The 16,400-nt window shown below is 69.1% G+C and carries 13 protein-coding genes; 5 read left to right on the forward strand and 8 right to left on the reverse strand.

Features of this window, described 5'->3' with window-relative positions; translation table 11 throughout:
* The first annotated feature begins 442 nt into the window (after positions 1 to 442).
* Complete coding sequence (locus ACWDLG_RS04920; RefSeq protein WP_354919265.1) at positions 443 to 1,402, forward strand: D-alanine--D-alanine ligase family protein; 960 nt, start codon at positions 443 to 445, stop codon at positions 1,400 to 1,402.
* Positions 1,403 to 1,915: 513 nt separating this feature from the next.
* Positions 1,916 to 2,962 (forward strand): threonine aldolase family protein, encoded by a 1,047-nt coding sequence (locus tag ACWDLG_RS04925; RefSeq protein WP_449916029.1) that lies wholly within the window; start codon positions 1,916 to 1,918, stop codon positions 2,960 to 2,962.
* A 2,181-nt stretch (positions 2,963 to 5,143) separates the two neighbouring features.
* On the opposite strand, the gene ACWDLG_RS04930 is transcribed toward ACWDLG_RS04925, so the two are convergent.
* The 8 genes from ACWDLG_RS04930 to rpmH all read right to left on the reverse strand — a co-directional run bounded on the left by ACWDLG_RS04930 (position 5,144) and on the right by rpmH (position 11,632).
* Positions 5,144 to 6,109 (reverse strand): ParB/RepB/Spo0J family partition protein, encoded by a 966-nt coding sequence (locus ACWDLG_RS04930; protein WP_449916031.1) that lies wholly within the window; start codon positions 6,107 to 6,109, stop codon positions 5,144 to 5,146.
* 1,275 nt (positions 6,110 to 7,384) lie between these two features.
* Positions 7,385 to 8,308, reverse strand: a complete 924-nt coding sequence (locus tag ACWDLG_RS04935; protein ID WP_449916032.1) for a ParA family protein — start codon at positions 8,306 to 8,308, stop codon at positions 7,385 to 7,387.
* Between the two features lie 137 nt (positions 8,309 to 8,445).
* Positions 8,446 to 9,117, reverse strand: coding sequence for a 16S rRNA (guanine(527)-N(7))-methyltransferase RsmG (gene rsmG, locus ACWDLG_RS04940; RefSeq protein ID WP_449916033.1), 672 nt, complete (start codon positions 9,115 to 9,117; stop codon positions 8,446 to 8,448).
* A 203-nt stretch (positions 9,118 to 9,320) separates the two neighbouring features.
* Positions 9,321 to 9,809, reverse strand: coding sequence for a Jag family protein (locus tag ACWDLG_RS04945; RefSeq protein WP_354919277.1), 489 nt, complete (start codon positions 9,807 to 9,809; stop codon positions 9,321 to 9,323).
* 33 nt (positions 9,810 to 9,842) lie between these two features.
* The gene (gene yidC, locus ACWDLG_RS04950; RefSeq protein WP_449916036.1) at positions 9,843 to 10,799 is read right to left on the reverse strand and encodes a membrane protein insertase YidC; all 957 of its coding nucleotides are present in this window, start codon (positions 10,797 to 10,799) and stop codon (positions 9,843 to 9,845) included.
* A 4-nt stretch (positions 10,800 to 10,803) separates the two neighbouring features.
* Complete coding sequence (gene yidD, locus ACWDLG_RS04955; RefSeq protein WP_354919282.1) at positions 10,804 to 11,082, reverse strand: membrane protein insertion efficiency factor YidD; 279 nt, start codon at positions 11,080 to 11,082, stop codon at positions 10,804 to 10,806.
* Positions 11,079 to 11,429: a ribonuclease P protein component gene (gene rnpA / locus ACWDLG_RS04960; protein ID WP_449916039.1), complete on the reverse strand. Its 351-nt coding sequence runs from the start codon at positions 11,427 to 11,429 to the stop codon at positions 11,079 to 11,081. Before rnpA ends, yidD begins: the two co-directional genes overlap by 4 nt.
* Positions 11,430 to 11,494: 65 nt before the next feature.
* The gene (gene rpmH, locus ACWDLG_RS04965) at positions 11,495 to 11,632 is read right to left on the reverse strand and encodes a 50S ribosomal protein L34 (protein WP_043614899.1); all 138 of its coding nucleotides are present in this window, start codon (positions 11,630 to 11,632) and stop codon (positions 11,495 to 11,497) included.
* A gap of 445 nt (positions 11,633 to 12,077) precedes the next feature.
* Between rpmH and dnaA the strand changes: the two genes are divergently transcribed.
* The 3 genes from dnaA (at position 12,078) to gnd (ending at position 16,245) form a co-directional block, all read left to right on the forward strand.
* A complete protein-coding gene (gene dnaA / locus ACWDLG_RS04970; protein WP_449916042.1) occupies positions 12,078 to 13,595 on the forward strand; it encodes a chromosomal replication initiator protein DnaA in 1,518 nt (505 codons plus the stop codon).
* Positions 13,596 to 14,118: 523 nt separating this feature from the next.
* The gene (gene dnaN, locus ACWDLG_RS04975; protein WP_354919292.1) at positions 14,119 to 15,258 is read left to right on the forward strand and encodes a DNA polymerase III subunit beta; all 1,140 of its coding nucleotides are present in this window, start codon (positions 14,119 to 14,121) and stop codon (positions 15,256 to 15,258) included.
* A 45-nt stretch (positions 15,259 to 15,303) separates the two neighbouring features.
* Positions 15,304 to 16,245 (forward strand): phosphogluconate dehydrogenase (NAD(+)-dependent, decarboxylating), encoded by a 942-nt coding sequence (gene gnd, locus ACWDLG_RS04980; RefSeq protein WP_449916045.1) that lies wholly within the window; start codon positions 15,304 to 15,306, stop codon positions 16,243 to 16,245.
* Positions 16,246 to 16,400 lie beyond the last annotated feature (155 nt).

Raw genomic sequence — 16,400 nt, forward strand, 5'->3', positions numbered from 1 at the left:
GGCGTGGTGGGCCCGTGGGCTTGGGCGTGGTGGGCCCGTGGGCTTGGCGGTCCGACTGCGCCTGTGGGCTTGGCGGTTCGGTCCTGGCCGTGGCTGAACGGCCAGACGCGCCTACCGGCCGGCCCTGCTTCCCTTCCCCGTTCTCCCGCGGCCGTCGAGGCTCCCCGTTCTCCCTCGGCCGTCCAGGCGCGGCGTCCGGCTGGGCGGCTTTTCGCTTTCCGGGTGGCCAGGTGTGGAATCCGTTTGTCGGTTCGCCGTTGCGGCGGCCGGCCACGTGCGCACGAGGAGCGTCCCTTGGACGGGCGGTCAGCGGTGACTGCGGAGGCGCGTGGGGCGGCGTGCCGTACGGGATGATCCGAGGGCACAGGAGGGCGAACGGGCGGCGCTCGGGACGGGTACGGTGGAACATCGTGCGGCGCCGGCGACATGCGGAGGGGTTTTGATGAGCGACCTGAGTCACGTGCTCGTGCTTGCCGGCGGACTGTCCTACGAGCGGGAGGTCTCGCTGCGTTCGGGGCGGCGGGTGAGCGAGGTCCTGCGCGCGACCGGCATCGACGTCGAGACCAGGGACACCGACGCCTCGCTGGTCCCCGCGGTGCTCGCGGACCGGCCTGACGCCGTGTTCGTCACCCTGCACGGCGGGGCGGGCGAGGACGGCGCGATTCGCTCCGTGCTCGAACTGCTCGGCGTCCCCTACGTCGGCGCGGACCCGGACGCGTGCAGGGTCGCCTTCGACAAGCCGTCGGCGAAGGCGGTCGTCCGGTCGGTCGGTCTGCGCACGCCCGACTCGGTGACGCTGCCCAAGGAGACGTTCCACGACCTCGGAGCCTCGGCCGTGCTGGCGCGCATCGTCGACCGCCTGGGCCTGCCGCTGTTCGTCAAGCCCGCGCGCGGCGGTTCGGCGTTGGGAGCGTCGTTCGTCCGGACGGCCGAGGAGCTCCCGGCGGCGATGGTGGGTTGCTTCGCGTACGGTGACACGGCGCTGATCGAGCGCTACGTGGACGGCGTCGAGGTGTCGGTGTCCGTCGTCGACCTCGGCGAGGGGCCCGTGGCGCTGCCGCCGGTCGAGATCGTCCCCGACGAGGGCGTGTACGACTACGCGGCCCGCTACACCGCCGGGCACACCGAGTTCTTCGCCCCCGCCCGCCTCTCCCCCGACGCCGCGGCCGCGTGCGCCGAGATGGCCGTCACCGCGCACACCGCCCTGGGACTGCGGGACGTTTCCCGTACCGACCTCATCGTGGACGCCGACGGGTTGCCACACTTCCTCGAGGTGAACGTCGCCCCCGGCATGACGGAGACGTCGCTGCTGCCGATGGCGGTGGAGGCCGCCGGACAGGACCTTGGTGTGCTCTGCCGCACCCTCCTCGAGCGTGCCGCCCAGCGCGCCACCACCCCCTGACCTTTCCCTCGCCTCGCCCCCCTGACCCTCCGGCCCGCCCTGCCCCTGCAGGCATGCCAGAGCGCCGCTCTGTGGGGCCCGTTCGCGTTGTTCCGTGAGCACACCACCATGTGCTGCCTTCAAGCACGCCGGCCATCACCGCGCCCGGATGGTTCCGTGCGCTCTCCTCAGGCCGCCCCACTTTCTGCCGCCGTTCGACCTTCCGCAGTACTCCGCGAGCCGCGTCACCCGCTGATCCGGTGTGCGTTCCTCGGGTGCGCCCCACCTCCGCGGGTTCCTAACGCGCGGCCCTCCTGGCGCCGATCGCCAGACACGCAGCAGGCCCGCTGAGCCCCCGCATCCGGGTCCGTCCCCAGTTCGAGGCCGCCCTCGCCCTCGCGCGCGAGACCCGAGGCGGCTCGGCAGAAATCGGGGGCCCCGGTCAACATCCTGCTGACCAGTGACCGTGCCCTCGACCGCCGGCGCTGAAGAGCTCGGTGCACCGAGATGACACCGGCTCATTAGCCTGGCGATGTGCTCAACGACTCCCTGTATCCCAAGAGCTTCGCCAGCGACAACCACGCCGGCGTACACCAGGCGATCCTCGACGCCATCTCCGCGGCCAACGTCGGCGACGCCCCCGCGTACGGTGGCGACGCGGCGACCGCCGTCTTCGAGAGTCAGATCAGGACCGAGTTCGGTGACGCCGCCGAGGGCTTCGCCGTGCTGAACGGCGCCGGCGCCAACATGGTCGGTCTGGCGCTCATGCTCGGCCGGTACGACGCCATCATCTGCGCCGACACCGCCCACATCGCCACCCATGAAGCGGGCGCCGCGGAACGGCTGCTCGGCGTCAAGCTCGTCACCGTTCCAACCGCCGACGGCAAGCTCACCCCGGAGGACATCACCGCTCGCCTCGGCGGCCTCGGCAACCCGCACGAGTCGCAGCCGAAGGTCGTCTCCATCTCGCAGGTGACCGAACTCGGCACGTGCTACTCCCCCGACGAGATCGCCGCCCTCGCCGAGGCGACGCACGAGGCGGGACTCTTCCTCCACGTGGACGGCGCCCGCCTCGCCAACGCGGCGGCACATCTCGGCTGCTCCCTGAGGGCGATCACCACCGACGCGGGAGTCGACGTGTTCAGCCTCGGTGGCACCAAGAACGGCGCGCTGGCCGCCGAGGCCGTCGTGGTGCTGGAACCGTCGTTGAGCCGCGGCGTGCCGTTCCTTCGGCGGCAGTCGCTCCAGCTGGCGTCCAAGATGCGCTTCGTCTCGGCGCAGCTGTCGGCGCTCCTCACGGACGAGCTCTGGCGCGCCAACGCCGCCCACGCCAACGCGATGGCCACTCGGCTCGCCGCGGGGGTGGCGGGGCTGACCGGCGTCGACCTCGCCTACCCCGTGGAGTCGAACGCGGTGTTCGCCGCCCTCCCGGAGAAGGCGACCAGGGCGCTTCAGGAGCGGTACCTGTTCCACGTGTGGGACGAGCAAACGGGGGTCGTTCGCTGGATGACCGCTTTCAACACGACGCCCGAGCAGGTCGACGACTTCGTCCGCGACATCAGGAGCGCGTTGACCGCCTGACCGCGCACCGCCTTCATCAAGTGCCAACGGTTCCGATGGAAACCGGTTGGCCGCAGGCACACTCCCCCGATCCCTCGACCCGCCACCGCCTGAGTTTCACGTGAAACTTGATAGCGCCTGGGGTGCCTGTAGGTTGCCCTGCGGCATCGGTTTCACGTGAAGCGGGACGGCTGGCCCCGTACAGCGCTACGCCTGCATCGCGAGACCGTGCCCGCCGCGGCGGGAGGCGTCCTCGTCGCCGGGCTTCCCTCAGGAGGCATCGCTGTCGCCGCTGAAGCTGTTGGTTTCACGTGAAACCGGCAGCCCCGTTTGGTTGCGCGTGAAACGCAGCGTGCCGCTGTTCACCCTCCCCTCGCGTGCGCGTGCTCGGCCGTTTCACGTGAAACAGCGCCCGTCCCCGAACGAGACCGTTTCACGTGAAACGACGCGCACGTGAAGCGTGGGACATGACGGTGTGCAATCTCGGCGACCGACCGGAAGGCAGTCGAATACGCGACTACGCCGTGTGCCGCACCATGGCCACTGTCAACGCCCACGCCGACCGCTGCACACTCCGCCCCTCCTGCCCGTCCTCGTCCGTACGGCAGGCACGGCTCGGCGCATCCAGTGCCCGGTCTGCCGTGCGGGCCTGTGCCATCAGCGCGTGGCTGAATAGGACTCCCCTGACTCCACGCCACCGCTGACTCCATCCCACCGTTGACTCATCCCACCGCACCGACCCCTGCCAACCGAAGCGGCTGCGTAACTGCGGCACGGCGGATGCGCACCCGCGGCACGCGTGGCTGGGACGGCCGCCCCTTTGCCGCGTTGCCGTCCTCGAAGGCGTAGCCGCGTTGCGACCTCGAAGGCGTAGGGGCACGCCCGCAGGGCGCCCAGCGGGCATCATGCCGCACAGCCAGCACACCATCGCCCCAGGCGAGAGACCCTCGCTAGCAGCACGGCGCCATCGCCGCCAGGCGGAGCCCTCGCAGGACAGCACGGCGCCGTCGCTCCCGGAGGGGGTTCCCTGCTAGAGACAGCACAGCGCCATCGCCGCCGGGCAGGAGAGGCCGCTCAGGCCCAACGCCATGACCGCCACGCAAGACGGCGTCCCCGGGGCCGTCACCATGCATGACCGCAGGGCAGGGTGTTCCTCTGGGCAGCACAGCATCATCACCGCCGGCCGCCACCACCACCGGGCGCCACCGCCGGGCGCCTTCGCCGCCGGGCGCCACCGCCATCGGGCGTCGCCGCCGCCGGGCGCCACCGCCATCGGGCGTCGCCGCCGCCGGGCGCCACCACCACCGGGCGCCACCGCCGCCGGGAGTCACCGCCGCCGGGAGTCACCACCACCGAGTGCCATCGCCGCCGGATGGCATGGCCGTTGGGGCTGACACCATGCCATGACCGCCACGCAAGGTAGCCGCCTGGGGCCCATCGCCATGGGCGCCGGAGAAGATCGCCGCCGGAGCAGACGCCATGGCCGCCGCACAGGGCCGCCGCACAGGGCCGCCGCACAGGGCCGCCGCACAGGGCCGCCGGAGCAGACGCCGTGGTCGTCCGTCTCACGGGATGGCCGCGCAAGGCCCGACGCCATGGTCGTCAGGCAAGGTGCCGCCTGGGCTGCCATCGAGGTCACCGCACACGATGGCCGCCCGAGTCCCGACCCCATGGTCGTCGGGCAAGGTGACCGCTCTGGCATGACGCCATGGTTGCTGGGCAAGGTGGGGCCGCTCTGGCATCACGCCGTCCATGGTCGTCGGAGGCTGGCCGCTGAGCGGCACGACACCATGGCTGCCTGACAGCAGCGCGGCGCGATTGGCCGCTGGGCAGCACGACACGGGGAGCTCAATATGGCGCTCGTGCAGTGCGCAGCCGCCTGGTGCTGCGAGCACGCGGACGATGCGGCTGTGCGGCGAGGAGCCGACTGGCGTGGGTAAGAAGCCGGCAATGGCGCGGGCGAGGAGCCGACGCTGGGTGCGGGCGAGGAGCCGATTGGCGCGGGCGAGGAGCCGACGCTGGGTGCGGGCGAGGAGCCGATTGGCGCGGGCGAGGAGCCGACGCTGGGTGCGAGCGAGGAGCCGACGTTGGGTGGCGTGCAGGTCGCCGGGGACTGGCACAGCGGTCGGCGCGACGGGTGTTTCACGTGAAACGGGAGGCCAGCTTCAGCCGACCTCCCGTTGTTTCACGTGAAACGCGAAGCTAGAACTCCCCGTCTCCGTCGCGCATCGCCTGGGCCGCCTCGGGAGCCATCGCGCTGATGATGCGCTCGAGATCGTCGATCGTGGCGAACTCCACGATGATCCGGCCCTTCCTACGCCCCTGGTCCACCTTCACCTTCGTCTCGAAGTGGTCGGACAGGCGGTCGGCCAGGCGGACGAGTCCGGGCATCGACGGGCGCTTCGCCGTACGGGATCGGGGTTCGGTGCCGGCCGCCTTGGCGCCGCCGGTCGCGACGATCTCCTCCACCGTCCGGACAGAGAGCCCTTCGGCGACGATGCGCTTGGCGAGGTAGTCCATGGCGCGCGGGTCGTCGAGGGTGAGGAGGGCGCGGGCGTGCCCGGCCGTGATGATCCCGGCGGCGACTCGCACCTGGACATCGGGCGGGAGGTTGAGGAGGCGGAGCGTGTTGGTGATGTGCGGACGTGACCGGCCGACCCGCTGGGCGAGCTGCTCGTGGGTGGCGCCGAAGTCGTCGAGGAGTTGCTGGTAGGCGGCCGCCTCTTCAAGGGGGTTGAGCTGCTCGCGCTGGAGGTTCTCGATCAGGGCGTCGCGGAGCAGGTCGTCGTCCTGGGTGTTCCTGACGATGGCGGGAACGGGGTCGAGCCCGGCGAGGTGGCAGGCGCGCCACCTGCGCTCCCCCATGATGAGTTCGTAGCTGCCGGCGCCCACGGCTCGTACGACGATCGGCTGGAGGAGGCCGACTTCCTTGATCGAGGCGGCGAGCTCGTCCAGGCGCTCCTGGTCGAACACCTCGCGTGGCTGGCGAGGGTTCGGGGTGATGGCGCTGAGGGCGACCTCCCTGAAGTACGCCCCGGCGATGGGCTGCGGGCCCGCTTCCTGAGGGGAAGCGGACGTGGATGGCACCGCGCCTGTGCCGTCAACGATCGGGCCGGTCGGGATGAGCGCCCCGAGTCCCTTGCCCAGTCCCCGCCGCTGCTGACTCACTGCGTCTCCTCATCCACCCGGCCGCTCCTGTCGCTTCTGGAGAGGTTACCGTCGAGAGCGTGTCGGAGTGCCCGCTCGCCACACGCAGTTCGGTCGGGTTTGCCACATCCCACCCGAACCGGAACCGGAACGGCACAGAGGTGTGGCGTCGGTGAAGAGTTGACCGGGGAGTGGACGCGATTGGGGCAGTCACCCGCAAGCCGGGAGCCATCGGTCCCCCTTGGCCCCTCCTGGTCCCCCTTGGTTGCCCCACACGCGGTCATCGGGCTGGATGGGGTTCGGGGATGGGACGAGCGAGGGATGCCCTGTGGTCGGGCTTCTCGCGGGCCTGATGTCCATCCGCCGATTGCCGCGGAAGGCGGCCGTCAGGCGTTCCAGGCGCGGTAGCGGCGCCCAGCGTGGACCCAGGCAGGACCGACCGTAAGCAGCGCTCGGTGCGACCGATGGGCCTGGAAGCGGCGTCTGGGACGGACGGCAGGCAGGTGTGGGAGCCGCGCGCCCGGCGCGGGCTCAGGCAGGCTACAAGCGGTGCCCGGTGCAGCCGGACGGCGTAGAAGCCGCGCCTGGCCCGGACCGCACGGGAGGCGCGGAAGCGGCGTCTGGCGGGGACCCCGGCGCGGCGCGCAAGCGGCGCCCAGCGCGGGCTCAGGCAGGCGCGCAAGCGGCGTCTGGCACGGACCGCACGGGAGGCGCGGAACCGGGTCTTTAGCGCGGGCGGCGTGGAAACGGGACCGATGCGGGCACCGGCAAGCGTGGAAGCGGTGTCTGGCGCGGCCAGACGGCGCAGACGGGGTGCCCTGGCTCGGCGGCGTAGAGGCGGTGCCTGGCGCGGCCAGATGACGCAGACGGGATGCCCTGGCTCGGCGGCGTAGAGGCGGTGTCTGGCGCGGCTGGACGGGCGCTGGACGGGCGCGGAAGTGGGACCGGGCGGGCGGGGCCTGGGCGTGCCGAGCCTGAGGCCATGGAGGCGGGTCGGGGTCCGGGCGACGTGGAACTGGGACCGACGCGGGGCACAGGCAAGCGTGGAAGGGCGCCTGAAACTGATGCGGATGCAGGTCCGGCGTAGGCAGGGATTGTGTACGGCGCGCGCATGGAACGCGCGGGAAGTGCGCTACCCGATGTGAAGCGCGCGAAGTGTGCGGCCGCGGCAGCGCCCCAGGTAGGCGCGGAGCGCGGCTGTCGAGCCGTGCAGGCCAGGAGCAGAGCGCGCCAACCAGTACGGCCGGCGGCGAGGAGAGCCCTCATGCTGAAGGACTCCCCTGTCCGCGTGGCCCGTCAGACGCTCACCGCGCGGTAAGCGATCTCCCGCGCCGCGTCCATGTACGCCATCGCCCCGCTGGACCCCGGGTCGTACGTCATCACGGACTGCCCGTAGCTCGGCGCCTCGGACAGCCGCACGCTCCGCGGGATCACCGTGTTCAGCACCGTGTCCCCGAAGTGTGCCCGCACCTCCTCGGCCACCTGGGAGGCCAGGCGCGTCCGCCCGTCGTACATCGTCAGCACGATCGTCGACAGGCTCAGCGTCGGGTTGAGGTGCGCCTTGATCAGGTCGACGTTCCTGAGCAGCTGGCCGAGTCCTTCGAGGGCGTAGTACTCGCACTGGATCGGGATGAGCACCTCGTCGGCCGCCACGAGCGCGTTCACGGTCAGCAGTCCGAGCGACGGCGGGCAGTCGATGATGATGTAGTCGAGTTCCACCGCGTCAAAGGCGGTCAGCGCCCGCCGCAGCCGGGCCTCGCGGGCCACGAGGGAGACCAGCTCGATCTCGGCTCCCGCCAGGTCGATGGTCGCGGGCGCGCAGTACAGACCGGGCATGTCGGGCACGGCCTTGACGATGTCGGCCATCGGGAGGTCATCGACGAGCACCTGGTACACATCGGGGACATCACCGCGGTGCTCGGTGGCAAGGGCGGTCGACGCGTTGCCCTGGGGGTCGAGGTCGACGACCAGGACGCGCTCGCCGTTCATCGACAGGGCGGCAGCGAGGTTCACCGACGTCGTGGTCTTGCCGACACCGCCCTTCTGGTTGGCAACGGCGATGATGCGAGTCTTGGACGGGCGCGGCCAGGAGTCGTCACCCGGCGTTACGGTGTCCGCTGTCTGAGTCGCAGATGTTTCACGTGAAACCACGGAGCTGAGTGCCTCTCGTACCAGCGGCGAATCGCCGGGGTTAAGGGGGGTCTGGGTCACGATGGCCATCCTTTCAACCAGCGGCCGGGTCCTGCCCGTCATCCGGTGCCGCGACACGCCCAAATCCGGCCAGCCGACACCCTCGAGGCTCTCGGGACCGGGCTCACCCGGCCAACCGAGTCCACTGGACGTGCCCGGCACAACCGTCACCTCTTTCGTCGGCGCCGACCTGGCTCTGGCGCGCGACCCGCGACCACGCGGACCAAAGTTGCAGGCGGCTCGACCTTACCGTGCCCGACCGTGATCAGCTCAGCCGTCTGTGCCCCGCTGGCCCGCAATTGGGCTTCGGCCTCGGCGAGTTCCTCCGCGGCCCGCTCCCCCTTCATCGCGATCAGCTCGCCGCCTTCGCGCAGGAGCGGCATCGACCACTTGAGCAGCCGGTCGAGCGGCGCCACGGCGCGGGCGCAGGCGACGTCGAACACCCGCTTGCCCGCCAGTTCCTCGGCTCGCCCGCGCAGCACCTCGACGTTGTCGAGCTTGAGCGTGTCGACGCACTCCTCGAGGAAGACGGTACGGCGCAGCAGCGGCTCCAGCAGCGTGACCGACAGGTCCTGCCGTACGATCGCCAGGACCAGGCCGGGCAGCCCGGCGCCCGAGCCGATGTCGACCAGGCGGACGTCCTGGGGGACGGCCTCGGCGACCACCGCGCAGTTGAGCAGGTGCCGGTCCCAGATCCTGGGCACCTCGCGCGGGCCGAGCAGCCCGCGCACGACGCCTGGACCGGCGAGCAGCTCAGCGAACTGCCGCGCTCTGTCCCAGGCGTCGCCGGTGAACACCTCGCGCGCTATCTGCGGGGGAGCCGTCAGCTCGTCGCTCACTGATCCGGTGGCCTTTCCTGAAGATGCGTGTTCTTGGGGTGGTACGGCGGAGCGCCGGTAAGGACGAAGACTAGCCGTCTCCGCCGTCGCTCCGGTCGAGGCGCGGAAGCCGGGAGCCAGAACGGTGTGATCTCAAACGAAAGGCCGCCAGCCCCGAAGGAGCCGACGGCCTGGCGTTGGTGCCTGCCGTACCCGGTGGAGGGTCAGGCGGGCAGGACCACGACGAAACGGTTGGGCTCCTCGCCCTCGGACTCGCTGCGCAGCCCTGCGGCCGCCACCGCATCGTGCACGATCTTGCGCTCGAAGGGGGTCATCGGGTGCAGGGACTTCGGTTCGCCGTTGCGCTTGACGGTCTCGGCGACCTCGGTGCCGAGCTTGCTCAGCTCGGCCCTGCGCTTCTCGCGGTAGCCGGCGACGTCGAGCATGAGGCGCGACCGCTCCCCCGTCTGCCGGTGGACGGCCAGCCTGGTCAGCTCCTGGAGCGCCTCGAGGATCTCGCCGCCGGGGCCGACGAGGTCGGTGCCCTTCACGCCGACGACGGAGACCAGCGCGCGGTCGCCCTCGACGTCCATGTCGATGTCGCCGTCGATGTCGGCGATGTCGAGCAGCCCCTCGACGTAGTCGGCCGCGATCTCGCCTTCCTGCTCAAGCGCCGCAAGATCGGGAGCCTTCTCCTGCTCGGCCTCGGTCACGTCAGGCCTCTCTTTCGTGCTGGTGGGTGAGGATCAAGACTTCTTGCTGCCCGTGCGCTTGCTGCGGGTCTGCTTGGCCGGCTGCCGCCGAACGATCTTAGGCTCCGTCGGCGCGGGCGGGGCCTCCTCCTCGGCGACGGCCGGGCTCTTTCGCACCTTGGACAGCAGGCTCGGCTTGGGCTTGACGGGGATCACGTTGCCCTTGGCGTCGTACTCCGGCATGGGGTGCCGGGAGTAGAACCAGTGCTGCTGGCCGAGCGTCCACAGGTTGGTGGTGACCCAGTAGAAGATCAGGCCCAGCGGGAAGTTGAGGCTGAAGAAGGCGAACAGCGGAGAGACGTACATCAGGATCTTCTGCTGCTGCGCCATCGGGTTGTCCGGCATCTGCTGCATGGAGCGGGTGACGGACTGCCTGACGGTGAGGAAGGTCGTGAGCGAGCTGATCGCCACGAAGATCGCCAGCACGATCTTGGTCTGCAGCACGCCGGCGTTGAAGGACTCGATCTGCTCGGCGCTCATCCAGAAGTTGGCCGGCAGGGGCGCGCCGAAGATGTGCGCGGCTCGGGCGCTGTCGACGAACTCCTTGGTCATCCCGAACTTGACCTGGCCGTGCGCCATCGCGTTCAGCACGGTGAACATCGAGATGAAGATGGGGAACTGCGCGACAACGGGGAGGCAGCCGCCGAGGGGGTTGGCGCCGGCGCCCCGGTAGAGGTTCATGACCTCTTCGTTCATGCGCTGCTTGTCGTTCTTGTAGCGCTTGCGGATCTCCTGCACCTTGGGCGCGAGTTCCTGCATCTTGCGCGAAGAACGCATCTGCTTGAGGAAGAGCGGGAAGATCGCCAGCCGCATGAGGACCGTGATCGTGATGAGGGTCAGCGACCAGGTCAGCCCGCTGTCCGGGTCGAGAACGGTGCTGTAGGCCTGGTGGATCCAGGTCAGGATTTGGGCGATGGCTGTGTAGAGCCAGTTAAGCCAGGACAGCTCCACCGAGCTAGCTCCCTTGCGTTTCGTCGGACGGAACCGGGCGTGGGGGCACCGGGTCAAAACCTCCGGGGTGGAATGGGTGGCAACGCCCGATTCGCCGGACAGTCAGCCATATGCCGCGCAAAGCACCATGTACGGCTATCGCCTCAAGCCCATAAGCACTGCATGAGGGGTAGAAACGGCAACGCGGACCCAGCATCGGGCTGATGAACGCCCGATAGAACCGGATGGGGGCGATGAGGATCCGAGCCGGTAGGCTCGGCGCCCCTTGCGTCTGCTCCGTCATCGTTGTTGTTCTCGCCTTGACAAACGATCCAGCGCGGCATCGAGGTCAGCGGCAAGGCGCTCGTGTCGCGCGGACGCGGCAGGTGGATTAGCGCGTACCACAAGCAGGCTACCTCGCGGCAGCCGCACTATACGGTCCCGCACCAGGTGTCGGAGCCGCCGCTTGACCTTGTTGCGCACGACAGCACCGCCCACGGCCTTGCTGACCACGAAGCCGACCATCGGTGGCCGGTCTTCCTCGGTCAGTTTCAGATGCAGGACGAGGGTGGGACGGCCGGCGCGGGCACCGCGCTTGACCGCGGTGGAGAAGTCTTCACCCCGCCGCATGCGGGACTCTCGCGACAACACGTCAGACGCCTATCGCCCGCCGACAAGCAGCGCCGGCGGGCGACCAAGCTGAGACAGGACGACCGTCAGGCCGACAGCTTCTCGCGGCCCTTGCGGCGACGAGCGGCGAGGATCGCGCGGCCGGCCCGGGTGCGCATACGCAGCCGGAAGCCGTGGGTCTTCGCGCGGCGACGGTTGTTCGGCTGGAAAGTACGCTTGCTCACGAGTGGGCTCCAGGCTTGAAAGTGCGCCCCCACCTGCAAGCGAGAGCGCGTGACACACATGGCTGGCCTGCCGAGCTCGCGAGGGCATGCAAAAGAGCCGTCACGTGACAAGCCGACCGTCGTACGTTACGGGTCAGGCAGGGCCGAGGTCAAACCGGCGGGGTTTTCCACGTTTCCACAGGCAAGTTTTCCACCGTGGATAGCACGTCCACAGTCTGTGCACTCAGGTGCCACTAGGCTGTGGACAACGACTTGAACACAGGTGTGCACAACTCCCCGAGCCCGGCCGTAATGGTGGGATCACTCTGTGCACAGCCTGTGGATCTCCTGTGGATCACGTGTGGATCGTCTGCGGAGATCGCTCGAGACACACCTGTGGATAGACACGCAATCCGCGATCATGGCGGTTGCGATCTGTGGAAAACGACGGAGGGGAAGCCACACCATGAACGAGGACGACCTCGGGACGGTATGGGCCCACGCGCTGGCCAACTTCCTCAACGACAACCTGCCGATCCAGCAGCGCACCTGGCTGGCGATGGTCAGGCCGATCGCCATGGCGGGCGACACGATCGTGCTCGGCGTCCCCAACGAGTTCCTCAAGGACCTGATCGAGGGCAAGCTGCGCACGCCGGTGAGCCACGCGCTGTCCCACGAGCTCGGCAGGCCGGTGCGCGTGGCCGTGATGATCGACACCACCACCCCGGACCAGCCCGTCGCCGAGCCTCATCCCCAGCCCGCGGCGCCGAGTTATCCCCAGGCGCCGGAGCCTGTGCCGGGTTATGCACAGCCCGCCTACCAGGCGCCGGATCCCTCTCTCTTCTTCGCCCCACCGTCGGAGCCGTCGCAGATATCCACCGAATATCCACAGGCGCAGCCCGAGCCTCCACAGAACCGGTGGGAGGCCAAGAGCACCAAGCCGAGCGAGCCGGCCAGGCTCAACCAGAAGTACACGTTCGAGACGTTCGTCATCGGCGCCAGCAACCGGTTCGCGCACGCGGCCGCCGTCGCGGTGGCCGAGGCGCCCGCCAAGGCCTACAACCCGCTGTTCATCTACGGCGACTCGGGCCTGGGGAAAACCCACCTGCTGCACGCCATCGGCCACTACGCGCAGTCCCTGTACGACGGCGCCAGGGTGCGGTACGTGAGCTCGGAGGAGTTCACCAACGACTTCATCAACAGCATCCGCGACCACAAGGCCGACGGGTTCCGCAGCCGCTACCGCGCGATCGACATCCTGCTTGTGGACGACATCCAGTTCCTGGAGGGCAAGGAGCAGACGCAGGAGGAGTTCTTCCACACCTTCAACACCCTCCACAACGCCAACAAGCAGATCGTCATCTCCAGCGACCGGGCGCCCAAGCAGCTGATCACCCTGGAGGACCGGCTGCGCAACAGGTTCGAGTGGGGCCTGATCACCGACGTCCAGCCGCCCGAGCTGGAGACCCGCATCGCGATCCTGCGGAAGAAGGCCATCCAGGAGGGCCTGGCCGCGCCGCCCGAGGTGCTGGAGTACATCGCCAGCCGGATCTCCACCAACATCCGCGAGCTCGAGGGCGCGCTGATCAGGGTCACGGCGTTCGCCAGCCTCAACCGGCAGGGTGTGGATCTCCAGCTGGCCGAGGTGGTGCTGAAAGACCTCATCACCACCGACGCGAGCTCCGAGATCACGATCGCCACGATCATGGCCAAGACGGCCGAGTACTTCGGCATCTCGATCGACGACCTGTGTGGAAGCTCGCGCAGCAGGGCGCTGGTCAGCGCCCGCCAGATCGCGATGTACCTGGCCAGAGAGCTGACCGACCTGTCGTTGCCGAAGATCGGGCAGCAGTTCGGCGGCCGTGACCACACCACGGTGATGCACGCCGAACGGAAGATACGCTCCCTCATCGCCGAGCGCAGGTCGATGTACAACCAGGTCAACGAGCTGACAATGCGTATCAAGCAGACATCCAAAGCCTGATTGTGCACAGCCTGTGGATAACTCTGTGGACCAGCTCAGACGGCCTTTCCGGGGCCAGATGAAGATCAAAAAGCGCGAACGCCGCCCACAGAGCCTGGGGATAAGGCTGGGGACATGTTGGGGACAACCTGGGGACAGCTCGTGGACAACCTGTGGACGCCCTGTGAACATCGGAAACGGGAGCTCCAGGTGACCCCTTCTACCCCGTGGATAACCTGTTGAAACCCAGTGGATAACCGGTGGATGAAGGCCCCCAGATCTGGGGACGGCCTGTGGGCAACGATCCGTCATCCCCAGGCGGCGAAGTTCTCCCCAGGCTTCGCCCACATGGGCAGTGGATGAACATCGACGGGATGAGCTGCGGAAACGCCGGTTATCCACAACATCCACAGCCCCTATGAAGATGACTCCACTTATCTCTAACGAAGAAATTCAAAGACCCATAGAGGGGTTCTCCCCGAGCTCATGTGCGGGAGAGTGAAGACTTGACAACCAGCGACGACCAACCAGGAGGGTGATCCCCGTGATGTTCCGGATCGAGCGCGACGTGCTCGCTGAGGCGGTCGCATGGACGGCACGCAGCCTGCCTGCGCGCCCGTCCGTGCCCGTCCTGGCAGGCATGCGCATGGAAGTCACCGATGCGGGCCAGCTGAAGCTGTCGGGCTTCGACTACGAGGTCTCGGCCGAGGTGACGCTCGAGCCGCAGACCGGTGAGGCGGGCGTGGTGCTCGTCTCCGGCAAGCTGCTCGCCGAGATCACCCGCGCGCTTCCCGCACAGCCTGTGGATTTCGTGGTGGACGGCGCCAAGGCGGTCGTCACGTGCGGCAGCGCTCGATTCACCCTGCTGACCATGCCTGTGGAGGACTACCCGTCCCTTCCCACGATGCCGCCCGCGGCCGGCCGGGTGGGCAGCGACGTGTTCGCCTCCGCCGTCAGCCAGGTCGCCGTCGCCGCAGGCAGGGACGACACGCTGCCGATGCTCACCGGTGTGCGGATGGAGATCGAGGGCGACACCGTGACCCTCGCGGCCACCGACAGGTACCGCCTGGCCGTACGGGAGCTGAAGTGGCAGCCGGGACAGCCCGACTTCTCGGCGATCGCCATGATCCCCGGCAAGACGCTGGCCGACACCGCCAAGGCACTGGGATCGACCGGCGCCGAGGTCGAGATCGCGCTCAGCTCCGTGGGCGGCACCGGCGAGGGGATGATCGGTTTCTCCAGCGCGGGCCGGCGCACCACCACGCGGCTGCTGGACCCCGAGTTCCCCAAGTACCGCTCGCTGCTGCCGACCGAGTTCTCCGCCAAGGCGGACCTGTCCACAGGCCCGTTCGTCGAGGCCGTCAAGCGTGTGGCGCTGGTCGCCGAGCGCAACACCCCGGTACGGCTGGCCTTCCGCGGCGGCGAGGTCGTCCTGGAGGCGGGCAGCGGCGACGAGGCGCAGGCCGTCGAGGTGCTGCCGGTGGACTACGAGGGCGAGGAGATGAACATCGCCTTCAACCACCAGTTCCTGCTGGAGGGTCTCGGCGCGATCGACTCCGATGTGGCCAGGCTGCAGATGACCACCTCGACCAAGCCCGCTATCCTCACTGGCGGCAAGCCTGTGGACGACGGTGGCACGCCTGACTACCGTTACCTGATCATGCCCATCCGCTTGTCCAGCTGACCAGGCCATCAGAGATGATGGAAGCCTGACAAGGGGGTTATCAACATGCAGATCGGCATGGTCGGGCTCGGGAAGATGGGCGGCAACATGGCCGAGCGGCTGCGCCGCGGCGGCCATGAGGTGGTCGGCTACGATCGCGATCCCGAGGTCAGCGACGTCGCCAGCCTCAAGGAGCTCGTCGAACGCCTCCAGACGCCCCGCGCGGTGTGGGTCATGGTCCCGGCGGGCGGTCCCACCCAGCAGACGATCAACGTGCTCGGCGAGCTTCTCGAGCCGGGCGACCTCGTGGTCGACGGCGGCAACTCGCACTATGTGGACGACCAGCGCCACGCCGAGGAGCTCAAGACCCACGGCATCGGCTTCGTCGACTGCGGCGTCAGCGGCGGCGTGTGGGGCCTGGAGAACGGCTACGCGCTCATGTGCGGCGGCGCCGAGGCCGACGTCCAGCGGCTGATGCCCGTCTTCGAGACGCTCAAGCCCGAGGGCGAGAACGGCTTCGTCCACGCCGGCGAAGTCGGCGCGGGACACTTCGCGAAGATGGTCCACAACGGCATCGAGTACGGCATGATGCAGGCCTACGCCGAGGGCTGGGAGCTGCTCGAGGCCTCCGACATCGTCAAGGACGTCCGCGGCAGCTTCGCCAGCTGGCGCACCGGCACGGTGATCAGGTCGTGGCTGCTCGACCTGCTGGTGCGGGCGCTCGACTCCGACGAGCACCTCGACAAGCTCAAGGGTTACGCACAGGACTCGGGCGAGGGCCGGTGGACCGTCCAGGCGGCGGTCGACCACGCGGTCCCGCTGCCGGTGATCACGGCCGCGCTGTACGCGCGGTTCGCCTCGCGGCAGGACGACTCGCCGGCCATGAAGATGGTCGCGGCGCTGCGCAACCAGTTCGGCGGGCACGCGGTCGTCTCGGAAGCGGGCGCCCACGCGAAGGGCGCCGACTCCCCCGGCGCCGACGTCGTCCCGCCGAAGGAAGCCGAGTAACCCGGTATCCCGTTCGCTCCCCCGGTTCGTCCACAGGGCGCGCCGGGATGTGGACAGGGATCCACCGGGCGCGGCAGGTTGTGCACAGGGTGCGGCGGGCCATATCGGTTTTCCACAGGGGAGCCCGACGGTGACCCCAGTGGTCGGTGTGGCCC

Source organism: Nonomuraea sp. NPDC003727, from assembly GCF_053586935.1.